Source organism: Primorskyibacter sedentarius, assembly GCF_004342065.1.
Classification (GTDB): Bacteria; Pseudomonadota; Alphaproteobacteria; order Rhodobacterales; family Rhodobacteraceae; genus Primorskyibacter; species Primorskyibacter sedentarius.
Map to the genome: position 1 here is coordinate 37066 of NZ_SLZU01000001.1, position 21473 is coordinate 58538.

Sequence of the window (21473 nt, forward strand, 5' to 3'; positions counted from 1 at the left end):
CAATGAGCAAATCGCCTGATGCGTTTCGCACGATCAGCGAAGTTGCCGAATGGTTGGATACGCCCGCCCATGTTCTGCGGTTCTGGGAAAGCAAGTTCACACAGGTAAAACCGGTCAAGCGTGCCGGCGGGCGCAGGTATTACCGCCCCGCCGACATGGAGCTGATCGGTGGCATCAAGAAGCTGCTGCACGACGATGGCATGACCATCAAGGGCGTGCAGAAGATGCTGCGTGAGCAAGGCGTTCGCAAGGTCTCCCAGCTGTCTCAGCCGGTCGATGGGGCGTCCGAAGATATCGTCGAGGCGGCCCCCTTCCAGGAAATGGTCGAGGCGGAGGATACCGTGGTCTCCTTTGGCTCTGCCCGTGCGGAAGAAGCCGATTCGACCAGCGCGGCGCAGATGGACTTCCCCGAGATGCCGCAGGTGCCAGTAGCCTCGGATGTGGCGCCTGAAACGGGGGCTGAGGCCGAAGCGTCGCCAGAGCCTGTCGCGGAAGAGGTGACAGAGGCTCCGGTTCAAGAGGTCACGGCCGAAACGCCTGAATCGCTCGGCATGGAAGCCTTTCCGCTGGAGGTGCCCGACCACATCCCGGTTCCGCCTGAAGCGCCCGAAGACACGCGGCAGGCAAACGCGGCCCAAGGGGACGGATCCGACCTGCCTGAATTCCTCACCACGCCCAGCTTTCCTGAGCAGGGTAGCGAGGCCGCGCCCGCCCAAGTGGCGCAAGCAACTGTTGAGGAAGCAGAGCTGCCCGACGACGCGGACGAGGCGGCATTGGCTGAGGCGCGGCGGGCCGTGCTTGACCGCCCCGAACTGGCCCCGGTCCCGCAGGACGCGGAAATCGCGGCAGAACCGGGCGCGCTAAGCCATCTTGCCCAGATCCGCCAGTTGACCCGAGAAGACGCGGCCAGAATTGTCGCAGCGGCCGAACAACTGCGCGCGCTCAACGCCCGCCTGACCTCTGACTGACGGCTGGGCAATGGATTTTCGCGAAGTTGGGATTTTGGGCTTGCTCACGCCGTCAGAAACAGTAAGAAGCGCCCTACGTCGGGCTATAGCGCAGCCTGGTAGCGCGTCCGTCTGGGGGACGGAAGGTCGCAGGTTCGAGTCCTGCTAGCCCGACCAATCGAAATCGCCCGCGGCCTTCTGGGCCCGGGCGTTTTTCATATGACCCGGACCCTACCTCGGAGATGCACATGACCGGCGTTCTTTCAAGCCAGCAGATACAGGCGATGATTGGAAAGGCCGAGATTGCGGCAGAGTCAGATTTCGTCGAAGGACAGGTGCAGCCTGCAAGCCTTGATTTGCGGCTTGGCAATGTCGCCTACCGGGTCCGTGCCTCTTTCCTTGCCGGTCAGGGCCGGGCCGTCACCGACCGGATCGACGAATTCAAGATGCACGAGATTGACCTGAGCGGCGGTGCCGTTCTGGAAAAGGGCTGTGTCTACGTCGTCCCCCTGATGGAACGCCTCGCCCTGCCCGATCACGTGCAGGCTGTTGCCAATGCCAAAAGCTCCACCGGCAGGCTGGATCTGCTGACCCGCGCCATCACTGATGGCGGGACAGAGTTCGACCGGATCCCCGGCGGCTACAATGGACCGCTATATGCAGAGATCTGCCCGCGCAGTTTCTCTGTCCTCGTGCGCCCGGGCATGCGGCTCAACCAGATCCGCTTCCGGACGGGTCATGCGGTACTGGATGACGAGGATTTGCGGGCGCTGCATGACACTGCCCCGCTTGTCGATTGCGAACCGGTTATCGACGAAGGGCTGGGCTTTTCCGTCGATCTGGAACCTGCGCAGGGCGATCTGGTGGGATATCGCGCAAAACCTCATACCGGCGTGATCGACCTTGATCTGATCGGGCATTATGACCCGGCCGAATTCTGGGAGGATGTGCGAAGCAAGAATGGCCAGATCATTCTGGACCCCGGCGCCTTTTATATCCTTGTCAGTCGCGAAGCGGTGACGATCCCGCCCAGCCATGCTGCTGAAATGGCCCCCTATCTGGCGATGGTTGGCGAATTCCGGGTGCATTACGCCGGCTTCTTCGATCCCGGTTTCGGCCATGCTTTGGCAGGCGGTGCGGGCGCGCGCGGCGTGCTGGAGGTGCGCTGCCACGAAGCCCCCTTCGTGCTGGAACACGGCCAGATCGTCGGGCGGCTGGTCTACGAAAAGATGGCCGAAGTGCCAGAGCAGCTTTACGGTCAGGGGATCAAGTCGAATTATCAGGGACAGGGGCTGAAGCTCGCGAAGCATTTTCGCAGCTGACCGGGTGCGGCCAATGCGAGGCTCTCGTCGCAGCTATAGGCGAGCCGCGATTTCGGCCAAGCGGATGAGGCGACCGGTCACTCACCGTTGCTCGCAGCGGCGACACGGTTAAGCAGTGCAAATTGCGGCAAGTGTGGACGTCGCGATGCGCAACCGCCCGTCCGAGAGGCTTAGAATTTCCCCATACGACGGGTGATACGCATGGCCTGCTTGGCCTGTTTGGTCTGCTGGCGGGTCTTTCGGCGCTGGCGGCGTTCCTCTGGCGTCAATTCGGATTGCGGCTTGTCTGGCCCCAGCGCCTTGTTGATCCCTGCGTTCACACCACGTCCGATCAGCCGACGCGTCACCATGCGAAAGATCATTTGCAGCATCCGATTGGCATTCATGTCGCTCTCCTGTGGTGTCGACCTGCTTGCGCCTGTGTAGCACAAAGCGGGGTGCTAGTCCTCGAACAACTCGCTTTGCCCTTCCGAGGTTTCCTCGTCAGCATCCACATCGCCCTCGCCCGTTTGCGGCATGGCTCCGGGGGGCGGACGATTTTCAAGCAGCCCGGCAGAGCGCAGCTCTTTCAGGCCGGGCAGGTCTCGCGCGGATTCCAGCCCGAAATGATCGAGAAAATCCTGCGTCACGACAAAGGTCACCGGGCGTCCGGGCGTCATTTTCCGTCGCCCGAAACGGATCCATTCCATCTCCAGCAGCTGATCGACGGTGCCGCGACTGACGGAAACGCCGCGGATCTCTTCGATTTCGGCACGGGTGACGGGCTGGTGATAGGCGATAATGGCAAGCGTTTCGACAGCGGCGCGCGACAGTTTTCGCGTCTCGACCGTTTCCTTCTGCATCAGAAAGCCAAGATCCGGCGCTGTCCGGACCGCCCAGGCATCGCCCACCCGCACGACACGCACGCCCCGCCCTTCATAGCGCTTGCGCAGATGCGCCAGGGCTTCGGCAGGGTCACAGCCATGCGGCATGCGCGCCTCAAGCTCCCGGACGGTCACGGGTTCCGCCGTGGCAAAGAGGATGGCCTCGACCATACGTTCTTGCTCCGCCATGGGAGGCGCTTCAAAAAGCGTCTTTTCCGCCTCGGGCTGTTGCGCCTCGTCGCTCATTCCCGCGGGTCCCTTCTGCGCAGCTGGATCGGCGCAAAGCTCTCCGACTGGCGGATCTCGACCTTGCCTTCCTTTGCAAGCTCCAGCGAGGCGGCAAAGGTGGCAGCGGTGGCAGAACGGCGCCGGATCGGATCGTCGCCCCAGCCTTCGGGCATATAGCCGGAAATATCCGTCCAGTCCCCGGCAAAGCCGATCAGCCCGCGCATTCTTTCCAATGCCTGCTCCATCGTGAAGACATGGTCACGGTCCATGACAAAGGGGCGGAATTCGTCGCGCGTGCGGATGCGGGCATAGCCCTGCATCAGGTCCAGAAGCGTCGCGGTGTAATGCACCTTGCGGACCCGTTCGACCGTTTCGGGCAACCCGCGCACGAAGATGTCGCGCCCCAACTGATCGCGCGCCATGAGCTGCGCGGCGGCATCGCGCATCGCCTGAAGCCGTTCAAGCTGGAACGCCAGATGTGCGGCCAGTTCTTCGCCCGAAGGGCCCTCTTCCGCCGGATCAGGCGGCAGCAGCAGACGCGACTTCAGGAAAGCCAGCCAGGCAGCCATCACCAGATAGTCAGCCGCCAGCTCGATCCGCAGCGCCTTCGCCTGTTCGACGAAGGTCAGGTATTGCCGCGCAAGTTCGAGAACAGAGATCTTGCGCAGATCCACCTTCTGCGTCCGGCTCAAGGTCAGCAGAAGATCAAGCGGGCCTTCAAACCCGTCCACATCGACAATCAGCGCCTCGGATGCCAGCCTTTCGGCGACACTCAGGTGCTCTGTCGTGGTTTCGCGATCTTCTTCTGTCATCAAGCGACATCCCTGAACAGCGCGTCCAGCTTCGCGCTCAGGGCGTCGATGTCAACTGTGGAGCTGTCAGGGCGCGCTGCCAGCGCGTCACCTGCGCGGCTCTCTGCCAGGCCTGTGAGCGGCAAGAGCGCGGCCATCAGGCTGCGCATCTCTTCAAGATCACCATTGCAATGCAGCACCACATCGCAACCTGCGTATTGCGCCGCGACGCCGCGTTCGGCCACGCTGCCGAACAGCGCCTGCATCGAAATGTCATCCGTCATGATCAGCCCGCCAAATCCGATCTCGCCCCGGATCAGGGCCATCATCAGCGGCGAAATCGTTGCAGGGACGGTGTCGAACGCCTCGTAGACCAGATGTGCGGTCATCCCCATCGGCAAATCGTTCAGCGCCCGGAAGGCCGCGAAATCATGCGCGACGAGCGAGTCGCGGTCGGCCGAGATGCGCGGCAGGTCAAGGTGGCTGTCCATTTGCGCGAGCCCGTGCCCGGGGATGTGCTTGACCACGGGAAGGCACCCGCCTGCAAGCGTCCCGTCTGCAACGGCGCGCCCAAGCCGCACAACTGCCTCCAGCGTGTCACCATAGCAGCGGTTGCGCAGAAAGGCGTGGGTCTGGGGCCGTGCAATATCCAGCATCGGGGCGCAGTTGCTGTCGATCCCAAGACCGCGAAGCTCTGCCGCAATGATGGCATAACGCAGGCGCATCGCCTCTTCGGCCCGGGGGCCCGCGGCGGCAACAAATTCAAGCGGCGGTGTCCATTGGGTTGCCAGCGGCGGGCGCAGGCGCTGCACGCGACCACCTTCCTGATCGATCAGGATCGGCGCCTCCCGACCCACAGCCTCTCTCAGGTCGCGGCACAAACGCCGGACTTGATCCGGCGTCTCGAGGTTGCGCGAAAACAGGATAAAGCCGAACGGGTCGGCCTTTGCAAAGAAACTGCGCTCTTCGGCGCCCAGCTCTGTCCCTGCGCAGCCGAGGATCGCGGCCCCCTTGCCGATCGATGCAGAACTCACCGGGTAGATACGGGGATGCATTCTGCCTTCCCCGCCTGAAGCGCGGCGCAAAGCCTGCGCGCGTCATTGATGTCATCAAACCCGTGGGCGCGCAGACGGTAGAACGTCCGCCCGCCAGAGCTCGCTTTCTGAATGACCCGCGATTTGTCGGCAAGAAAATCGGTGAACCGCCCGTTCAGCCTGTCCCATTCGGAACGTGCGACCGCAACACTGTCAAAAGCGCCAAGCTGGACAACCGGGGTGCCCGCGGGGATGTTTGTCGATGCGATTTCCTCGGTCGTCTTGGCGACAGGTGTCACCGCAAGCGCCGCGGTCCGAAGCCCGCCCGGCCGGATGCGCGGGCGCAGCGACTGGCCCAGCGTTCCGGGAAACCGCGTTGCGGTCTCCTGCTCTTCCAACTCGCCTTCCAGAACCGCTGGATCAACGTCTTCTTCGGCTGCCTCGGCCAATACGGATTTCAGGAACGCGTCGCTGTCAACGGTGCCTTCAGACTTTGTTGCCGCATCATCTGTGACGGTAAAATCATCATTTCCGGCGGAAGACAGGAAAGGGAGGCCACCTGCCTCCGCCTCGTCTTCCTTTGCCGCCCTTGCCGACAATGTCGGTTGCGGCGCGTCCTCTTGCGTCAGGTCAAGTGGTCTGGGTGCCAGCGTCAACTGGTCCGGCGGCGGTGCAGCAGTCCCCGTGCCCGCCACCTGGTTGACGGCAAGCCCCTGATGTTCCGCAGCACTGCCACCCGGATTGTCGGGTGCCACGCGCATCGGACCTTCTGCCGCGCGCACGACCGGCACACCGCTGACATCGCGCATGATCAGTTTGTAACCCCACACACCAACACCAACCAACAATGCCATGGACACCACCGCCCCGGCCCAATTGGCCATGGTTGCAAAACCGCTGGAGGATTGGGGCACGCCACCGTGCCCGTTCATCGGAATTTCCGCCATGTCTGCCTTTCTGCCCCGGATCGCCGCGCGATCCGAAGGTTTGCTTGCACTGCCTCACCCGGCCATGGCGCGATTTTCTTACCGCATCTCTTCGGCCGGACTTACACCCAAGATACCAAGACCGGCGGAAATAACAACCGTAACGGCCCGCGCCAGCGCGATTTTCGATTGGCTTGCGGCGACGTCACCCTCTTGCAGAAAGCGCAAAGACGGCTCGTCATTGCCCCTGTTCCACAGCGCATGCAGGTCAGAGGCCAGATCGTAAAGATAGAAGGCAACCCGGTGCGGCTCATGCGTGCGCGCGGCAATCTCGACCAGTCTGGGCCATTCCGCCAGCTTCTTTGCCACGGCAAGCTCTGACGCGTGGGTCAGACCGGACAGGTCCGCCGCAGACAGCGTGGCGTCATCCACGGCGATACCGGCCTGCGCTGCCTTGCGCAGGACCGAACAGACACGCGCATGGGCGTATTGCACATAGAAAACCGGGTTTTCGCGGCTTTGCTCCAACACCTTGTCAAAGTCGAAATCCAGCGTTGCGTCATTCTTGCGGGTCAGCATGACAAAGCGGGTAACGTCTGGGCCGACCTGTTCAACCACATCGCGCAAGGTCACGAATGTCCCTGCCCGTTTCGACATCTTGAACGGCTCGCCATTCTTGTAAAGCTTCACCAGCTGGGTCAGCTTTACATCCAGCGGCACCTTCCCGTCAGACAGGGCAGAAACCGCCGCCTTCATGCGCTTGACATAGCCGCCATGGTCGGCGCCGAACACATCAATAAGCGCGTCGAAGCCTCTGGTAACCTTGTTATAATGGTAGGCGATGTCGGGCGCGAAATAGGTCCAGCCGCCGTCCGATTTCTGGATGGGACGGTCGACATCGTCCCCATGCGCCGTAGACCGGAACAACGTCTGCTCGCGCGGCTCCCAATCTTCGGGCACCTTGCCTTTCGGCGGCTCTAGCGTGCCGCGATAGATCAGCCCCTTGGCGTCCAGATCGGCAATCGCCGCCTCGATCAGCCCCGTGCCATAGAGCGACTTTTCCGAAAAGAAGCTATCCATCTCGACGCCAAGCATTTTCAGGTCGGCCCGGATCAGATCCATCATTGCCTCGGTGGCAAAGTCACGAATTTCGGCCAGCCAGAATTGCTCGCCTTTGTCGAGATATGCATCGCCGACCTTGTCCTTCAGCGCCTCGCCAACGGCGACCAGATAGTCACCGGGATAGGTCCCGTCAGGAAACTCCACCTCCTGGCCATGTGCTTCGAGGTAACGCAGGTAGACAGAGCGCGCCAGGACATCGACCTGCGCGCCGCCGTCGTTGATATAGTATTCGCGCGTCACGTCATGGCCCGCATAGGCAAGCAGGCTTGCCAGCGCATCGCCAAAGACCGCCCCGCGGGTGTGGCCCACATGCAGCGGACCGGTCGGGTTGGCGCTGACATATTCCACATTGACCTTCTGCCCCTGCCCCATGTCAGAGCGGCCGTAAGCGGTGCCCGCGTTCAGGATCGCAAGCGGCAGCGCCTGCCAGACCGACACATCCAGGCGCAGGTTCAAAAAGCCCGGCCCCGCCACTTCGGCAGAGGTGATGCGCGCATCGTCCGCCAGTTTGGCGGCCAGAGCCTCGGCGATATCGCGCGGCTTCAGACGCGCAGGCTTTGCCAGCACCATCGCGGCATTGGTGGCCATGTCGCCATGGGCCGGATCACGCGGCGGCTCTACCGTGACATTGGCAAATTCAAGCCCCTCGGGCAGCGTGCCCTCGGCGGTCATTGTGGTGAGCGTCTCGATGACAAGGGCGCGAAGATCGGCAAACAGGTTCATGACCAACTTTCTTTATCGGGGCGGCGTGGGTCTAGCATCTTTGCAACCAACGTCAATCCTGTGCGGCACCTGCGTCCGCGCTTGGCTGAGAGGGCGTCTCGGATTTCGGCGACAGATGGATCAGGCGCGCCTCTTTGCTGGGCTTTGGGGTCTGATCGGGATGGAATTCAAAGAACCGCAGCCCGTTCCGGTCCTGCAATTCACCGATCAGGATTCCATCGGGATTGCGCTCGCGGAAATTGTCCACCGTGAATTCTTCGCTCAGGCGGGTGCTGCGCAGTTGCCAACCCTCGCGGATCTTCTGTTGCAATTCCGAATAGGTCAGCCCGCCGGCAAAACGTTTGCCCCCAAGGGTCGAGGGCAGATTGTGGCGGCCGGATTCAGGATTGTCGCGGCGCAGCTGAAACACGTTCTCGCGGCCATATTCCGGTGCAAGATCGGTGGTGACCAGCGTATTGTAAGCGTCGTTTTCGGTCGCCGCGATGACCTTTTCATAGCCGATCAGATCCAGCCCGAATTCTGCCGTTTCCGACAGGATATCGCCATAGAACGTCTTTAGCCCGGCATTGCGCGCGCCGCGCAGCCGGACAAGGTTCGCGTCCGAAATCAGCACCGGCACTTCCAGCTTGCCCAGTACTTCGGCCAGGGCGGTGGCGAAAGGCGATCCGCCCACGATCACGACACCGGGTTGCCCCGCAGCCGTCAGCCCCAGGAAGCGCGCAAGCGGCGCAAGTGTGAACCCGTGCAGCACCACGGTTGCGGTGACAATCGCAAAGGCCAGCGGCGCGATGATGGCGCCATCCTCCAGCCCAAGTGCGGTGATACGCTCGCCAAAAAGGCCGGCAACGGCAACGAGCACAACGCCGCGCGGGCCCGTGAAGGCAACGAGCAGGCGCTCTTTCAACGGCACTTTGGTGAAGGCCAGCGCCAGCAGAACGGAAACCGGCCGCGCAACAGCGATGATCACCACCACGAAGGCCAGCGAGCGCCAGTTGAGAACCGAAAGAGTTTCGAGGTTCATGCTGGCTGCCAGCAGGATGAAGACGCCCGACACCAGCAGGATCGTCGCATGTTCCTTGAAGCGCCGCATCTCGGCATAGGATGGCAGATCGGCATTGGCGATCCAGATGCCCATGATCGTCACGGCCAGCAAGCCGGATTCGTGAAGCATCGCATCCGACAGGGCGAATGCGCCCAGAAGCACGGAAAACAGCACCGGTACCTTCATGTATTCGGCGACTTTTCCACGCTTGAACGCCTGCGCGACTCCCCAACCCGCCGCGACCCCGATCAGCGTTGCAAAGCCGATGCCGCGCACCAGCTCCCAGGCAGCATGGCCAAGTTCAAGGTTGCTTTGCGTGACAACCAGCACCTCGAACGCCAGAACAGCGGCCAATGCGCCAACGGGGTCGTTTACGATCGCCTCCCATTGCAGCAAGGCCGAAGGGCGGCGTTGCAGCCGCGCGGTCCGCAAAAGCGGCGCAATCACCGTGGGGCCGGTGACGATCAGGATACCGCCGAATACCGCCGCGCTGCCCCAGCCCAGCCCGGCCACGTAATGCAGCGCCAGTGTCGACGTCAGCCAGCCAAGCGGTGCGCCCAGCACCACCAGCCGCCGCACCCCTTCGGCAGCGCCGACCAGCGAATGGAAATTCAGCGTCATGCCGCCTTCGAACAGGATGATCGCCACCGCGATAGAGATCATGGGCGTCATGAGCGGCCCGATATCGCGCACCGGGTCAAACACACCAAGCACCGGCCCGACCAGCAGACCGGCGGCCAGCATCAGCACAATCGCGGGAAGGCGCAGCTTCCAGGCCAACCATTGCGAGCCCACGCCAAGCGCCCCTACCAGTGCAAAGGCCGTCACCGGCGTCAAAGCGCCATCAACAGGTGTCGCCATCATTCGTCCCTTCGTCCGCCTGTAAAAGTGACCCGAAGGACCACGAATGGCGACTAAATCACTATACCCCCAGCCTTCGGGCGCTTTTGCCGCGCCCTTGCTGGCACTCTAACCGATCAGCCGCTCATGCTCTTGCAAGGCGAACCTGTCGGTCATTCCAGCAATATAGTCCGACACCAGCCGCGCCAAGGTCGTTTCGTCCTGCGCCTCGGCCACGTCCTTGCGCCATTGCTTTGGCAAAAGCTCCGGGCGTGACATGAAAAGCGGGAAGAGATCGCGCACGACCTGCGTAACCTCCTTTCGCATCTCGATCACTGCGGGGGCGCGGTACATGCGGTGAAACAGGAATTCACGCGTCACCTTGAGATCCGCCCAGATGGCCGGGGTAAAGCGTATCATCATCCGGCCCGCCCCGCGAATATCGTCCACCGACTGCGGTTCCAGCTCTGCCAGGTTGACATTGGCGACGCCGATCACATCCTCGACCAGAATGCCAAAGAACCGGCGCAGCGCCTCGTGACGGCGGCGATAGTAGTTGAGACCGGGGTATTTGGCGTCCACCGCCGCAAAACAATCCTGCAGGATCGGCAATTCGGCCAGTTCGTCGGTCGAGAAAAGCTCTGCACGAAGACCGTCGTGCAAGTCGTGGTTATTATAGGCAATATCGTCTGCGAGCGCGGCAACCTGCGCCTCTGCGCTGGCATGGGTGTGCAGTTCCAGATCGTGGCGCGCGTTATAGGCGGCCAGCGCATATGGGATCTCTCCCACCAGCTTTCCGTCCGGGCCCATCTCGGCCACCGGACCATTGTGTTTTGCAATGCCTTCAAGGGCTTCCCAGGTGAGGTTCAACCCATCAAACTCGGCATAATGCCGTTCCAGCGCGGTAACGATACGGATGGCCTGCGCGTTGTGGTCGAACCCGCCATAGGGTGCCATCATGTCCGACAACGCGTCCTCGCCCGTATGGCCGAACGGCGTATGGCCAAGGTCATGCGCCAGCGCCACCGCTTCGGTCAGTTCGCTGTTGAGGTTCAGCACGCCCGCAATCGTCCGTGCGACCTGCGCAACCTCGATCGAATGGGTCAGCCGGGTGCGATAGAAATCGCCCTCATGCTCCACGAACACCTGGGTTTTGTGCTTCAGACGCCGAAACGCGCTGGAATGAATGATCCTGTCGCGATCACGCTGAAAGCATGACCGGAAAGTGCTTTCCTCCTCCGGGTACAGCCGTCCCTTGCTGTTCGCCGGATTAGAGGCATATGGCGCACGCATCTGCCTGTTATCCTTGTCGCCTGTCGTTGTCGTCCATATATACAGGCTCACGCGAAAAGGGAAACGTCGAGGTCACCATGCAACTGCCCCCCAAAGTCACGGACCGCGCATTTGAACGCCTGTCGGAAATCGGTGCGGCAGAACAGGGTCAGGCCCTGCGCGTTGCTGTCGAAGGTGGCGGCTGTTCGGGGTTTCAGTATGAAATCAAGCTGGACGCCCCGGCCGATGACGACCTTGTGCTGGAGCGCAACGGCGAGCGCGTCGTGGTGGATTCCGTATCCCTGCCGTTCCTCAGCAATGCGGTGATCGATTTCACCGAAGAGCTGATCGGCGCCCGGTTTGTCGTCGACAATCCGAACGCCACAAGCTCATGCGGATGCGGGACGAGCTTCTCCATGTGAGGCGGCCGCTTTGGCCGTCACCGTCATCTGGTCATAAAGCAGCCAGACACCCGAAGTGATCACGATCCCGACGCCCAGAAGCGTGCCCATGCTTGGCACCTCGCCGAAAAACGCAGCACCGATGATGACCATCCAGACGAATTGCAGGTTCATCAGCGGCGTGGCCACATAGGCAGGCAAAAGGCGCAGTGCGACCACCACAACCCAGCGCGCCGCAAAGAGGAACACCGCATAGGTCGCCGCCCAGCCGATATCCGCAAGCGCCATCGGGGCGATGACGAAGGGCAGCGCCAGCGACATCGCCACGAAAATGGCCAGATTGGGATAGAAGACCTGCGCCAGGGCATTGGTCTCGTACCGGCCGATATAGCGCGCGGCGACCATCGATCCGGTCCCCGAAACGGCCGCGATCATGGCCCAGAGATGGCCGATGCTTGCGCCCTGAATGCCGCCCGGCATCAGGCAGATCATGCCGATAACCCCTGCCACAAGCGCGGCCCAGATCTGCGGGCGGACCGATTCGCCCAGGACAGGCCCGCTAAGCAGCCCAGCGATGATTGGCATCAATCCGATGAACAGGAAGACATCGGCGAAGGGCAAATCGCGGAAGGCATTGAAGAAGGCAATACAGGCCAGCACCGTCAGCCCGGAGCGCACGGCCATCGCGCGCGGCGCGGATGTCACCAGCCCTTCGCGCAAACGGCCCCGCCCGGTAGTCAACCGGGTGAAGCCGATGGACAGCGCCATCACGATCATCGAGGACAGGACAAAAAGCTGCGGGGCCGCATAGCTGCCCGCGATCAGCTTGGTGATCCCGTCTGCAGACGAGATCATCAGCGTGTATAAGGCGACAAGCCCTGCCCCGATCGCGACGGAGCCCCCCTTCACAGGGCTACTCCGCTGCTGGCAATGCCTGCGCGGGCAAAGCCTTCGAAGAAACCTTCGAACTGGTCCGAGGAGGTCTCGGCCGCCTCCAGCACGCCGCGCGCATCTTCCGACAGCGTGTCATTGACCAGATCGCGCATCACATGCCAGTCACCCGAGCGCTGATCGTCGAGCCGGAACATGCATTCCGACAGCTCTCGCAACGGTCCGGCACGATGGGTTCCGCGGTCAAACCGCATCCGGCCATGTTCGACAGGCTTGTTGAACGCCCTGCCCCCGGCAAATGCCTGATGCCAGTTGCAGACCAGGAATTCGTGATAGTCATCCGCTATGGACACGTCCTCGCCGCCCGTCAGGCCGTAAAGATTGGTCTCGCGGTCCAGCCATGTTTCCCAGACCGACGGGGGTTCCTGCCCGGCAAATCGCATTGCCACGCAAACCTCTGCCAACAGGTCGGCATTCTGATCGATGAAGGCCAAAAGCCCGGCATAGTGCAGACTGGTCAGCGTTTCAGGCGCGAGCTGCGGATCCTTGCGACCATATTCGCTGAGATAGAAGATGATATGGGTCAGCTCATAGGCGGCCTTCTTGTTGGGCAGCGCAAAAGTGGCCGCCCGTTCCGTAAAGGCGCGCGAGCGCTGTTCAAGCGTTTCGTCCTGCGGCAGCGGATCAACGCCGCGACGCATCATCAACCGGCGCGCTTCAAGCCGTTGCAGATCTGACAGTTCCGCCTGCGCCAGCCCTTGGTCATCGGCCCATTTCACAAGCCGCTCGGCCTTGTCGCCCTGCATCCCAAGCGCTTCAAGATCAAGCGTGATCGACAGCAGGAAGCGGTAGTATTGCGGGAAGAAACCCAGACGTTTTTCGACTGTCTCATAGAAATCTTCATGGGCCTCAAAAGCGCCGTTTCCAACCTTGGCGCCAGAAGTTTCCAAAATGTTAAGAATTTCCGCGTTCTCCTTCAGCCAGAACACGTCGTCGCCAAAACGGCGGTGCTCGGCGAAGCAGGCCAGGAGCGCGGCGTGCCGCGCCTCCTGAGGCTGAAACTGGGACGAAGCGCGCAGATGAACAACATTGGACATGGTTTTTCTCCTTTGTCTGTGCGCCCGCTGGCGCTCCGTCCCGGTTGTGAGGTGGCCTTAGGAGCCGGAAGTGAACAGTGCGGTTGCTTCGCCGTCTGTCGTGCGGGCCTTGCTGACCGGAGCCGAGCCGGAGGTGAACATTTCAACCGCATCGCCGGTGGTCGCATCGCTGGTCACGGGAGCAGAGCCGGAGGTGAACATCTCGACCGCGTCGCCGGTGGTCGCATCGCTGGTCACGGGGGCGGAGCCAGAGGTGAACATTTCAACCGCGTCGCCGGTGGTCGCATCGCTGGTCACGGGGGCGGAGCCGGAAGTGAACATCTCAACCGCGTCGCCGGTGGTCGCATCGCTGGTCACGGGGGCGGAACCGGAGGTGAACATCTCAACCGCGTCGCCGGTGGTCGCATCGCTGGTCACGGGGGCGGAACCGGAGGTGAACATTTCGACCGCGTCGCCGGTGGTCGCATCGCTTGTCACGGGGGCAGAGCCGGAAGTGAACATTTCGACCGCGTCGCCGATGGTCGCATCGCTGGACACAGGAGCCGAGCCGGAGGTGAACATCTCGACCGCGTCGCCGATCAGTGCACGGGAAGCAGTGGACGGAGCGGAGCCGGAAGTGAAAAGCCCAGTCGCTTCACCGGAAAACGCCTCGGATGCGACGGGAGCGGAGCCGGATGTGAACATTTCGGTCGCGTCACCAAGAAGTGCATCAGCACCAGCCGGGGCAGAGCCGGAAGTGAACAGGGCAGTCGCCTCACCATCATGGATGCTTGCCTCAAAACCTTTTTTGATTTCAGCAGCTTGGATGGTGTTGAGTTTTGCTTGTGCAGTCATTGTGTGTCTCCGTTTGAGCATTATTTGCCCCTTAACGCTTGCACGGCGGAATTGAACTGCATAGCCCCTTTTCTTGCTATGCTTGCATATCCACAGACTTATCCACATTAACTCCCATGGGTAGAATTCTGATACAAATCCGGAAAACTCTGGCCCCGACTGTCTCAAATTTTTTTCTCGATGATGAATTTTTTTATGAATCTGAGCGGTTTTCTGCGCGAATCGCATCGCGAATCGCCCGGAATTGAGAAGAAAATTTCGACATCCGACTCACTATCGCACGAGACTGATTTTCTTTCGCCACAAATCTGACGCCAATTAGCGACAGCGCTTGCGCAGCCTGTCGGGTTGCGGGATAGAGGAAGCATTCCCGAGGAGATCGCGCCATGAAAATTGCCACATTCAACATCAACGGCATCAAGGCGCGCATGGCTGCGTTGACTGACTGGCTGGACGAGGCGCAACCCGATGTCGCCCTGCTGCAAGAGATCAAATCCGTTGACGAGGCCTTCCCCCGCGAACCGCTGGAAGACCGTGGCTATCAGGTAGAGACGCATGGGCAGAAGGGATTCAACGGCGTCGCGATCCTGTCGAAACTCCCCTTGGAAGACATCAGCCGCGGCCTGCCCGGCGACGATAGCGACGAACAGGCGCGCTGGATCGAGGCAACTGTGGTTGGCAAGACTGCCGTCCGGCTCTGTGGACTTTACCTGCCCAATGGCAACCCGGTGCCGGGCCCCAAATATGACTACAAACTCAATTGGATGGAACGGTTGCGGCAGCGTGCGCAAGCCCTGCTGGATGACGAGATGCCGGCCCTGATGGCGGGCGATTACAACGTGATCCCGCAAGCCGAGGATGCCGCCCGCCCTGCCGCCTGGGAAAAAGATGCGCTCTACCTGCCCGAAACCCGCGAGGCGTTCCGCCGCGTGTTAAACCTTGGGTTTACCGAGGCGTTCCGCGCCACGACCCAAGGACCGGGGCATTACAGTTTCTGGGATTATCAGGCCGGTGCGTGGAACCGGAATGATGGCATCCGGATCGACCACTTCCTGCTGTCCCCCGCATGTGCCGACCTGATGACGGCATGCTGGATCGAAAAAGAGGTGCGCGGTCGCGAGAAACCCTCCGACCATGTGCCTGTCTGGGTCGAACTGGACAACTGACGCCGCTGCACAATCCCGAAAATCGACGGGACGGCTGCCGCAAAGCCGAACAGGTCTATGCGGATTTCGTCACGTCATGGCGATAGAGCCAATCGAAACGCCGCAACATGAAATCGGGCTGAAGCTGACCCAGCGTGCGCAGGCCCAGATGAGCGACAGCGCGCACCGGCCCCGGCCGGAGATGATAATTGCGCGCATTTGCGTTCGCAGCCTCAACCACGCGCGTCACGCGCGCCATACGACGATCCTGATAACGCTGCAGCCGCGCCGCGACAGAGCCGGGCGCATCAAGCGCATCCGCCAGAACCCACGCATCTTCCAGCGCCATGTTGGCACCCTGCGCGAGAAACGGCAGCGTCGGATGGGCGGCGTCTCCCAGCAGGACCACGCCATCCCTGGCCCAGATTTTTGCGACAGGATGACGAAACAGCCCCCACAGCATCGGCGCCTTGGCCTGCGCAAGGATCTGGTGCACCTCCGCGTCGAACCCGGCAAAGGCGCGTCGCAGATTGGCCGGATCGTCAGGATGGTTCCAGCCTTCCTCGGCCCATTCCCGTCGCTCCTGCACGGCAACGACGTTAAGGCTTTTGCCGTCGCGGAGCGGATAGGTGACAACGTGCCGACCCGGCCCCATATGCACGCGCGCATGTGGCGGATGGCACATTGCGTTGCCTACAATCGCCCGCCAGGCCACCTGCCCCGTGAAAAACGGCGCCGAGACGCCATTCAGGAGCGGCCGCATCACGGATCTGATCCCGTCCGCCCCAACCACGATGTCGAACCCTCGTGCTTCCGCATCGCCGAGCTGCAGAACCGGGCCATTGTCATGGCGCACGCCGGTCACCTTTTGCCCGGTGCGGATCTCCACCCCGGCCGCTTGGGCGGCATGGGCGAAGGTTTGGATCAGGTCCGCGCGATGCACGAACCAGTAGCCCTGATCCTGGGGAAGTGTCTTGAGATCAATTCTCAGCACCTCTTTCCCACGACGAAAATCCCGAAGCGCGATGGCGCGGGCGCGCATCGAAATCCGGGTCAGGCTGTCGGCGACGCCCAAAGCTTCGAGCACGCGCATCCCGTTGGGAGAAACCTGCAGACCGGCACCGACCTCGCTTAGCGCATCGGCCTGTTCCAGCACGCTGACCTCTGCCCCCCTCGCGCGCAGGGCAAGCGCGGCCGCCAAGCCGCCTATGCCCCCGCCAACGATGGCGATCTTGTTGCCCCGAATCGTCATGCGCCAAGCTTTCAATGAAAAAACGCCGGAGCAAAAGCCCCGGCGTCTTCAATCCGACAAATTTTAGCGTTTCGCGATCAGTCGTCGCGATGAACTTTCTCGCGCCGCTCGTGACGCTCCTGCGCTTCCAGGCTCATTGTCGCGATGGGCCGGGCATCAAGCCGTTTCAGGCTGATAGGCTCGCCCGTCACTTCACAATACCCGTACTCGCCCTCGTCGATACGGCGAAGCGCCGAGTCGATCTTGGCGACCAGCTTGCGCTGACGATCCCGTGTGCGCAGTTCAAGCGCACGGTCGGTCTCCTCGCTGGCGCGATCGGCCACGTCGGGAATGTTTCGCGTGCTGTCCTGCAATCCCTCGATCGTATCGCGGGTATCGGCAAGCAGGTCATTTTTCCAGCTCAGCAATTTGCGTCGAAAATACTCGAGCTGGCGCTCGTTCATGAATGGTTCATCTTCGGCCGGCTGATAATCGTCGGGAAGAAAGGTTTCAACTTTCATTTTCGTCCCCTCATGCTGGCCATGATCTGAGTAGTCAACATTTTCAGACATCTGGCACCCCTCTGCGCGCAGCACTTACCCCAACCCTAAGGGGTTGTCACTACACAATAGCATCGCGTTGCGGTGAAATTATGGCCGCGCTAGGGTGCGCGGGAAACGCAGGCCCGAGAGGCGGAAACCGATGAAATTCGAAGGCACACGCGACTATGTCGCAACCGATGATCTGACCATGGCGGTGAATGCCGCCGTCACGCTGGAACGCCCCCTTCTGGTCAAGGGCGAACCCGGCACCGGCAAGACCGAACTGGCCCGGCAGGTGGCTGATGCGCTGGGTCTTGAGATCATTGAATGGAACATCAAATCGACCACCAAGGCGCAGCAGGGCCTTTACGAATACGATGCCGTCAGCCGCCTGCGCGACAGCCAACTGGGCGAAGAGCGCGTGCATGACGTGGCCAATTACATCCGCAAGGGCAAGCTCTGGCAGGCCTTCGACGCGGATCAGAAAGTGGTGCTGCTGATCGACGAGGTCGACAAGGCGGATATCGAATTCCCCAACGATCTTCTGCAAGAGCTCGACCGGATGGAATTCCACGTCTACGAAACCGGGGAAACCATCCGCGCCCGGCACCGCCCCATCGTGATCATCACCTCGAACAACGAAAAAGAATTGCCAGACGCGTTCCTCCGGCGCTGCTTTTTTCATTACATCCGCTTCCCCGACCCCGAAACGCTGCGCAAGATCGTCGAGGTGCACCACCCCTCCATCAAGGACGCGCTTCTGACAACGGCGCTGACCCAGTTTTACGAGTTGCGCGAACAGCCCGGCCTGAAGAAAAAGCCCTCGACCTCCGAAGTGCTTGACTGGCTGAAACTTCTGCTGGCCGAAGATCTGGGCCCTGACGATCTTAAACGAGACGGGACCAACGCGCTTCCGCGCCTGCATGGCGCGCTGCTGAAAAACGAACAGGACGTGCATCTCTTCGAACGGCTGGCCTTCATGGCGCGCGGACAACGATAACGTCACTTCCTTTCATCCAGCCCTCTCGCTGCGTCGCTGCTCGGCGTGGCTGGAGGGCGGGCCGCTGCCGCAGGCAGTCGGGGCGACCGAAAGCACGGCGAGGCCTAGAGTGTTCCACATCCTGACCCACAACATCCTGCCGGTCTTCTTCATGCTGGCCCTGGGCTTTTCCTTGGGCCGCGCAGGGACGATCAGCTTTGACGAAGCACGCACCGTCAACCGTGTTGCCTTTCTGATCCTCCAGCCCGGACTGATTTTCCCGCTGGTGGCCCAGGTCGATATCGCGCAATTCGATGTCCTGGCCCTTGCCACATACGCCCTCTGCCAGGCTTTCGGATTCACCCTGTCCTACATTCTGGCAAGGCGGGTCTTCCGGCGCGACCGCCTCGAATCCTGGCTGCTGGCGATGTCCGTCGTCTTCGTGAACACGCTGCTTTATATATGGCCGATCTCCTTCCTGATCTACGGAGAGGCCGCCTCCCTTCCCATCACCGCCATCGTCGCATGGGACACGGCCTTCTCATTCGCCTTCTTCATAATCACAACGGACGTCATGGCTGGCCAGTCACAGGGCGCCATGCGACGCGTCGCGATGAACCCGGTGTTGATCGCCATCCTGCTGGGCATCGCCGTCAATCTTGCAGCCCTGCCGGTGCCAGAGCCTGTCCTCACCGCCGCGAAATTTGCTGGGGCGGGTGCAGCACCGCTGACGCTGTTTGCCTTGGGCGTCATCCTGTCACGGCACGCTTTGATGCCCTCCCCGGTCATCGCGGGCATGACCGCCCTGAAGGTTCTGGGATTCCCCGCGCTGGTCTGGCTCATGCTGGGCATTACGCAGCCCGAAGGCACGTGGCAGCCCCTTTTCGTGCTGGCCGCAGCCGGCCCGTCCGGCGCCATGGCCTTTTCTCTCGCCATGCTGCACGGCATCCGGACGGATGCGATCGCCCCGGTCGTCATCTGGACAAGCATCCTGTCTCTGATCTCGCTTTCCTGGCTGGCCTAGGCCGCGGCGCAGATGAGGGCAGCCCGCCACCCTGCCCCCGGCGCTTTGGGGATGACGCAAAAACCATCACATTTTGGCCAGAACCCGCCAATTCCCGCGAAATTCCTGCAAAATCCGCAAAATGCTGCCGTAAGCCTGTGCAGAAGCGTGTCACTTGCCCTATAGTAATGCAGACAGCAACGATCCAACCATGGGTGACATAAAAACATCCGGGCGAGCAGGCAGGCGGGCATGGTCGAAAAAGCAAAGGTGACGGTGCGCCCGTTGCGGCTCTCAGATGAAGCGGAATGGCGCCGTCTCTGGACGGGCTATCTGGATTATTACGAAACCAAACTGCCCGAAGACATCTATCAAAGCAGCTTTTCCCGCCTGATTGGCGACGATCCACAGGACTTCAACGGGCTGATTGCCGAAATTGACGACGCCCCGGTCGGCCTTGCACATTACCTCTTTCATCGCCACGGCTGGAAAACGCAGAATGTCTGCTACCTTCAGGATCTGTATGCCGACCCCGCGGTTCGCGGCGCAGGTGTAGGTCGCGCCCTGATCGAGGCGGTCTATACCAAGGCAGATGCCGCAGACGCCCCTTCCGTCTACTGGCTGACACAGGATTTCAACCAGACTGCCCGCAAGCTTTATGACCGGGTGGGCGAACTGACACCTTTCGTGAAGTACCAGCGCTCGTGAAACGCAGCCTCATCCTGTGCCTCGTGGTCGCGCTGACCGGCTGCACGCCATTGCCCGGCAAAAACCCCGCCTCCGCAGCCGTCGAACCTGATGCGCTACCGCCGATGGTCACTTTTGCATCACCGCGTCCAAGCCCGCCTTCCGGGTCCAACACCGATATCGCGCGCGACTTCCTTGATCTCAGCTTCCGGCTGGAATCCGGGCGCGACCTGCCGATCCTCACCCGGTTCGAGGGGCCGATACGCGTGCGTGTTACCGGTGCGCCGCCGCCCACGCTTCGCGGGGATCTCGACAGGCTCCTCCTGCGGCTGCGCGACGAGGCGGGCCTCGACATCGCGACCACCAGCAGCAGCACGGCCGAGATCACCATCCAGGCTGTGTCGCGCCGCAACATCCAGCGTGTCCTGCCCACAGCAGCCTGTTTCGTGGTGCCCAATGTCACCTCCCTGACAGAATATCGCCGCCTGCAACGCAGCAACTCCATCACCTGGAGCCGCCTGCAACGCCGCAAGCACCTTGCCATCTTTGTCCCCAACGATGTCAGCCCACAGGAAATTCGTGACTGCCTGCATGAAGAACTGGCACAGGCGATCGGGCCGTTGAATGACCTTTATCGCCTGCCGGATTCGGTGTTCAACGATGATAACATGCATACCGTCCTCACCGGCTATGACATGCTTCTCCTGCGCACCTATAACCACCCGTCCCTGCGCAACGGCATGACCCGGGACGAGGTTACCGCGCGCCTTCCCGCCATTCTGGCCAGCCTCAACCCCGAGGGCGAAGGCCGTGCCTCGCGCCCGCTGCAGGAAACGCCCCGTGCGTGGATCCACGCGATCGAAACCGCGCTTGGCCCCGGCGCATCTGAAACGGAACGCATGCAAGCGGGCAAAGAGGCCGTCCGGATTGCCACCGAACTTGGCTGGACCGACCACCGCCGCGCCTTTTCGCATTTCGCCATGGGGCGCCTGTTGCGGGGAACTGATCCGGACGCGGCGCAACTCGAAATCCTGCGCGCAGACCGGTTCTATGCCAAAAGCCCGCAAACCAAACTGCACCGCGCCTATGTCGCGTCGCAGCTTGCAGCCCATGCCATCGCGCAGGGCAACGGCGCAGAGGCGCTGAATTTGCTCCGTCCGCATCTTGATACGGCGGCACGCCATGAGAACGCGGCATTGCTTGCAACGCTCATGCTGCTGCGCGTCGAGGCGCTGGAGCTTGTGGGCCGCAGGACCGAGGCCGAGGCGCTGCTTCTGGACAGTCTGGGCTGGGCGCGCTACGGGTTCGGAGAGGATTGGGCCGTCTTCGCCAAGATGCACGAAATCAGCGCGCTCAATCCGCAGCACAAGAATACGGGCGGATCATGATCTATATCGTTCTGGGCATCATCGGCGCGGTGGTTGGCGGGTTTACAGCGAAAAAGCGCAAAGGCGCGCGTGCGGATATCGCGCAATATGCTGCGGCCTATGGCATCGCCTTTGCCCTGCTGGGGCTGGTCATCACGGTGTTGCTCGACCGCTTCTTCATCTGAT

Annotated in this window: 22 protein-coding genes and 1 tRNA gene; 10 read left to right on the forward strand and 13 right to left on the reverse strand. The window is 61.6% G+C overall.

Translation table 11 applies throughout. The annotated features are described in order from the left end of the window. Window positions 1-2 precede the first annotated feature (2 nt). From EDD52_RS00185 to EDD52_RS00195, 3 genes are all read left to right on the forward strand, one after another. Window positions 3-968: a MerR family transcriptional regulator gene (locus EDD52_RS00185; RefSeq protein WP_132241015.1), complete on the forward strand. Its 966-nt coding sequence runs from the start codon at window positions 3-5 to the stop codon at window positions 966-968. 79 nt (window positions 969-1047) lie between these two features. Continuing rightward, window positions 1048-1124: transfer RNA gene (locus EDD52_RS00190), tRNA-Pro, on the forward strand. Window positions 1125-1195: 71 nt separating this feature from the next. Beyond that, window positions 1196-2269, forward strand: coding sequence for a 2'-deoxycytidine 5'-triphosphate deaminase (locus tag EDD52_RS00195; RefSeq protein WP_132241016.1), 1074 nt, complete (start codon window positions 1196-1198; stop codon window positions 2267-2269). A 170-nt stretch (window positions 2270-2439) separates the two neighbouring features. On the opposite strand, the gene EDD52_RS00200 is transcribed toward EDD52_RS00195, so the two are convergent. The 8 genes from EDD52_RS00200 to EDD52_RS00235 form a co-directional block, all read right to left on the reverse strand. After that, window positions 2440-2655: a hypothetical protein gene (locus EDD52_RS00200; protein ID WP_132241017.1), complete on the reverse strand. Its 216-nt coding sequence runs from the start codon at window positions 2653-2655 to the stop codon at window positions 2440-2442. A 54-nt stretch (window positions 2656-2709) separates the two neighbouring features. After that, on the reverse strand, window positions 2710-3378 hold the full coding sequence (scpB, locus tag EDD52_RS00205) for an SMC-Scp complex subunit ScpB (protein ID WP_132241018.1): 669 nt from the start codon (window positions 3376-3378) through the stop codon (window positions 2710-2712). Continuing rightward, window positions 3375-4172 carry a segregation and condensation protein A gene (locus EDD52_RS00210; RefSeq protein ID WP_132241019.1) on the reverse strand — a complete coding sequence of 266 codons (798 nt, stop codon included), beginning with the start codon at window positions 4170-4172 and terminating at the stop codon, window positions 3375-3377. The genes scpB and EDD52_RS00210 overlap by 4 nt, the downstream gene beginning before the upstream one ends. Further along, entirely contained in the window at window positions 4172-5206 is a 1035-nt protein-coding gene (locus EDD52_RS00215) for a glycoside hydrolase family 3 N-terminal domain-containing protein (protein WP_132241020.1), read from the reverse strand. The genes EDD52_RS00210 and EDD52_RS00215 overlap by 1 nt, the downstream gene beginning before the upstream one ends. Further along, on the reverse strand, window positions 5182-6132 hold the full coding sequence (locus EDD52_RS00220) for an SPOR domain-containing protein (protein WP_243651791.1): 951 nt from the start codon (window positions 6130-6132) through the stop codon (window positions 5182-5184). The genes EDD52_RS00215 and EDD52_RS00220 overlap by 25 nt, the downstream gene beginning before the upstream one ends. Before the next feature lie 78 nt (window positions 6133-6210). Then, window positions 6211-7956, reverse strand: a complete 1746-nt coding sequence (gene argS / locus EDD52_RS00225; protein WP_132241021.1) for an arginine--tRNA ligase — start codon at window positions 7954-7956, stop codon at window positions 6211-6213. A gap of 52 nt (window positions 7957-8008) precedes the next feature. Continuing rightward, window positions 8009-9859 (reverse strand): cation:proton antiporter, encoded by a 1851-nt coding sequence (locus tag EDD52_RS00230; protein WP_132241022.1) that lies wholly within the window; start codon window positions 9857-9859, stop codon window positions 8009-8011. A gap of 108 nt (window positions 9860-9967) precedes the next feature. Further along, window positions 9968-11131, reverse strand: coding sequence for a deoxyguanosinetriphosphate triphosphohydrolase (locus EDD52_RS00235; protein ID WP_132241023.1), 1164 nt, complete (start codon window positions 11129-11131; stop codon window positions 9968-9970). Between the two features lie 77 nt (window positions 11132-11208). Here EDD52_RS00235 and EDD52_RS00240 point away from each other — a divergent pair, with 77 nt between their 5' ends. Beyond that, window positions 11209-11532, forward strand: coding sequence for a HesB/IscA family protein (locus tag EDD52_RS00240; protein WP_132241024.1), 324 nt, complete (start codon window positions 11209-11211; stop codon window positions 11530-11532). Here the strand turns inward: EDD52_RS00240 and EDD52_RS00245 are convergent. Genes EDD52_RS00245 through EDD52_RS00255 form a run of 3 tightly spaced genes read right to left on the reverse strand, consistent with a single transcriptional unit; the run spans window position 11500 to window position 14333 of the window. Next, window positions 11500-12420 carry a DMT family transporter gene (locus EDD52_RS00245; protein ID WP_243651792.1) on the reverse strand — a complete coding sequence of 307 codons (921 nt, stop codon included), beginning with the start codon at window positions 12418-12420 and terminating at the stop codon, window positions 11500-11502. The genes EDD52_RS00240 and EDD52_RS00245 overlap by 33 nt on opposite strands. Continuing rightward, window positions 12417-13499 (reverse strand): DUF6902 family protein, encoded by a 1083-nt coding sequence (locus EDD52_RS00250; RefSeq protein ID WP_132241025.1) that lies wholly within the window; start codon window positions 13497-13499, stop codon window positions 12417-12419. Before EDD52_RS00250 ends, EDD52_RS00245 begins: the two co-directional genes overlap by 4 nt. A 57-nt stretch (window positions 13500-13556) precedes the next feature. Beyond that, window positions 13557-14333 (reverse strand): DUF6749 family protein, encoded by a 777-nt coding sequence (locus EDD52_RS00255; RefSeq protein WP_132241026.1) that lies wholly within the window; start codon window positions 14331-14333, stop codon window positions 13557-13559. 386 nt (window positions 14334-14719) lie between these two features. Between EDD52_RS00255 and xth the strand changes: the two genes are divergently transcribed. Next, entirely contained in the window at window positions 14720-15499 is a 780-nt protein-coding gene (xth, locus tag EDD52_RS00260) for an exodeoxyribonuclease III (RefSeq protein WP_132241027.1), read from the forward strand. Between the two features lie 55 nt (window positions 15500-15554). Here the strand turns inward: xth and EDD52_RS00265 are convergent, their stop codons facing one another. Both EDD52_RS00265 and dksA read right to left on the reverse strand, forming a co-directional pair. Continuing rightward, window positions 15555-16730 carry an FAD-dependent monooxygenase gene (locus EDD52_RS00265; RefSeq protein WP_132241028.1) on the reverse strand — a complete coding sequence of 392 codons (1176 nt, stop codon included), beginning with the start codon at window positions 16728-16730 and terminating at the stop codon, window positions 15555-15557. A gap of 77 nt (window positions 16731-16807) precedes the next feature. Continuing rightward, window positions 16808-17230: an RNA polymerase-binding protein DksA gene (gene dksA, locus EDD52_RS00270; RefSeq protein ID WP_132241029.1), complete on the reverse strand. Its 423-nt coding sequence runs from the start codon at window positions 17228-17230 to the stop codon at window positions 16808-16810. A 181-nt stretch (window positions 17231-17411) separates the two neighbouring features. On the opposite strand from dksA, the gene EDD52_RS00275 reads away from it, so the two are divergent. From EDD52_RS00275 to EDD52_RS00295, 5 genes are all read left to right on the forward strand, one after another. Beyond that, on the forward strand, window positions 17412-18251 hold the full coding sequence (locus tag EDD52_RS00275) for an AAA family ATPase (RefSeq protein ID WP_132241030.1): 840 nt from the start codon (window positions 17412-17414) through the stop codon (window positions 18249-18251). 109 nt (window positions 18252-18360) lie between these two features. Beyond that, complete coding sequence (locus EDD52_RS00280; protein ID WP_132241031.1) at window positions 18361-19254, forward strand: AEC family transporter; 894 nt, start codon at window positions 18361-18363, stop codon at window positions 19252-19254. Between the two features lie 231 nt (window positions 19255-19485). Beyond that, window positions 19486-19941 carry a GNAT family N-acetyltransferase gene (locus EDD52_RS00285; protein ID WP_132241032.1) on the forward strand — a complete coding sequence of 152 codons (456 nt, stop codon included), beginning with the start codon at window positions 19486-19488 and terminating at the stop codon, window positions 19939-19941. Continuing rightward, window positions 19938-21308 (forward strand): DUF2927 domain-containing protein, encoded by a 1371-nt coding sequence (locus EDD52_RS00290; protein WP_243651793.1) that lies wholly within the window; start codon window positions 19938-19940, stop codon window positions 21306-21308. The genes EDD52_RS00285 and EDD52_RS00290 overlap by 4 nt, the downstream gene beginning before the upstream one ends. Beyond that, complete coding sequence (locus EDD52_RS00295; protein ID WP_132241033.1) at window positions 21305-21472, forward strand: apolipoprotein acyltransferase; 168 nt, start codon at window positions 21305-21307, stop codon at window positions 21470-21472. The genes EDD52_RS00290 and EDD52_RS00295 overlap by 4 nt, the downstream gene beginning before the upstream one ends. Window position 21473 lies beyond the last annotated feature (1 nt).

Coding starts and splice junctions, on each gene's coding strand:
- EDD52_RS00185 (WP_132241015.1), top strand. CDS start 3: ATGAGCAAATCGCCTGATGCGTTTCGCACGATCAGCGAAGTTGCCGAA.
- EDD52_RS00195 (WP_132241016.1), top strand. CDS start 1,196: ATGACCGGCGTTCTTTCAAGCCAGCAGATACAGGCGATGATTGGAAAG.
- EDD52_RS00200 (WP_132241017.1), bottom strand. CDS start 2,655: ATGAATGCCAATCGGATGCTGCAAATGATCTTTCGCATGGTGACGCGT.
- scpB (WP_132241018.1), bottom strand. CDS start 3,378: ATGAGCGACGAGGCGCAACAGCCCGAGGCGGAAAAGACGCTTTTTGAA.
- EDD52_RS00210 (WP_132241019.1), bottom strand. CDS start 4,172: ATGACAGAAGAAGATCGCGAAACCACGACAGAGCACCTGAGTGTCGCC.
- EDD52_RS00215 (WP_132241020.1), bottom strand. CDS start 5,206: ATGCATCCCCGTATCTACCCGGTGAGTTCTGCATCGATCGGCAAGGGG.
- EDD52_RS00220 (WP_243651791.1), bottom strand. CDS start 6,132: ATGGCGGAAATTCCGATGAACGGGCACGGTGGCGTGCCCCAATCCTCC.
- argS (WP_132241021.1), bottom strand. CDS start 7,956: ATGAACCTGTTTGCCGATCTTCGCGCCCTTGTCATCGAGACGCTCACC.
- EDD52_RS00230 (WP_132241022.1), bottom strand. CDS start 9,859: ATGGCGACACCTGTTGATGGCGCTTTGACGCCGGTGACGGCCTTTGCA.
- EDD52_RS00235 (WP_132241023.1), bottom strand. CDS start 11,131: ATGCGTGCGCCATATGCCTCTAATCCGGCGAACAGCAAGGGACGGCTG.
- EDD52_RS00240 (WP_132241024.1), top strand. CDS start 11,209: ATGCAACTGCCCCCCAAAGTCACGGACCGCGCATTTGAACGCCTGTCG.
- EDD52_RS00250 (WP_132241025.1), bottom strand. CDS start 13,499: ATGTCCAATGTTGTTCATCTGCGCGCTTCGTCCCAGTTTCAGCCTCAG.
- EDD52_RS00255 (WP_132241026.1), bottom strand. CDS start 14,333: ATGACTGCACAAGCAAAACTCAACACCATCCAAGCTGCTGAAATCAAA.
- xth (WP_132241027.1), top strand. CDS start 14,720: ATGAAAATTGCCACATTCAACATCAACGGCATCAAGGCGCGCATGGCT.
- EDD52_RS00265 (WP_132241028.1), bottom strand. CDS start 16,730: ATGACGATTCGGGGCAACAAGATCGCCATCGTTGGCGGGGGCATAGGC.
- dksA (WP_132241029.1), bottom strand. CDS start 17,230: ATGAAAGTTGAAACCTTTCTTCCCGACGATTATCAGCCGGCCGAAGAT.
- EDD52_RS00275 (WP_132241030.1), top strand. CDS start 17,412: ATGAAATTCGAAGGCACACGCGACTATGTCGCAACCGATGATCTGACC.
- EDD52_RS00285 (WP_132241032.1), top strand. CDS start 19,486: ATGGTCGAAAAAGCAAAGGTGACGGTGCGCCCGTTGCGGCTCTCAGAT.
- EDD52_RS00295 (WP_132241033.1), top strand. CDS start 21,305: ATGATCTATATCGTTCTGGGCATCATCGGCGCGGTGGTTGGCGGGTTT.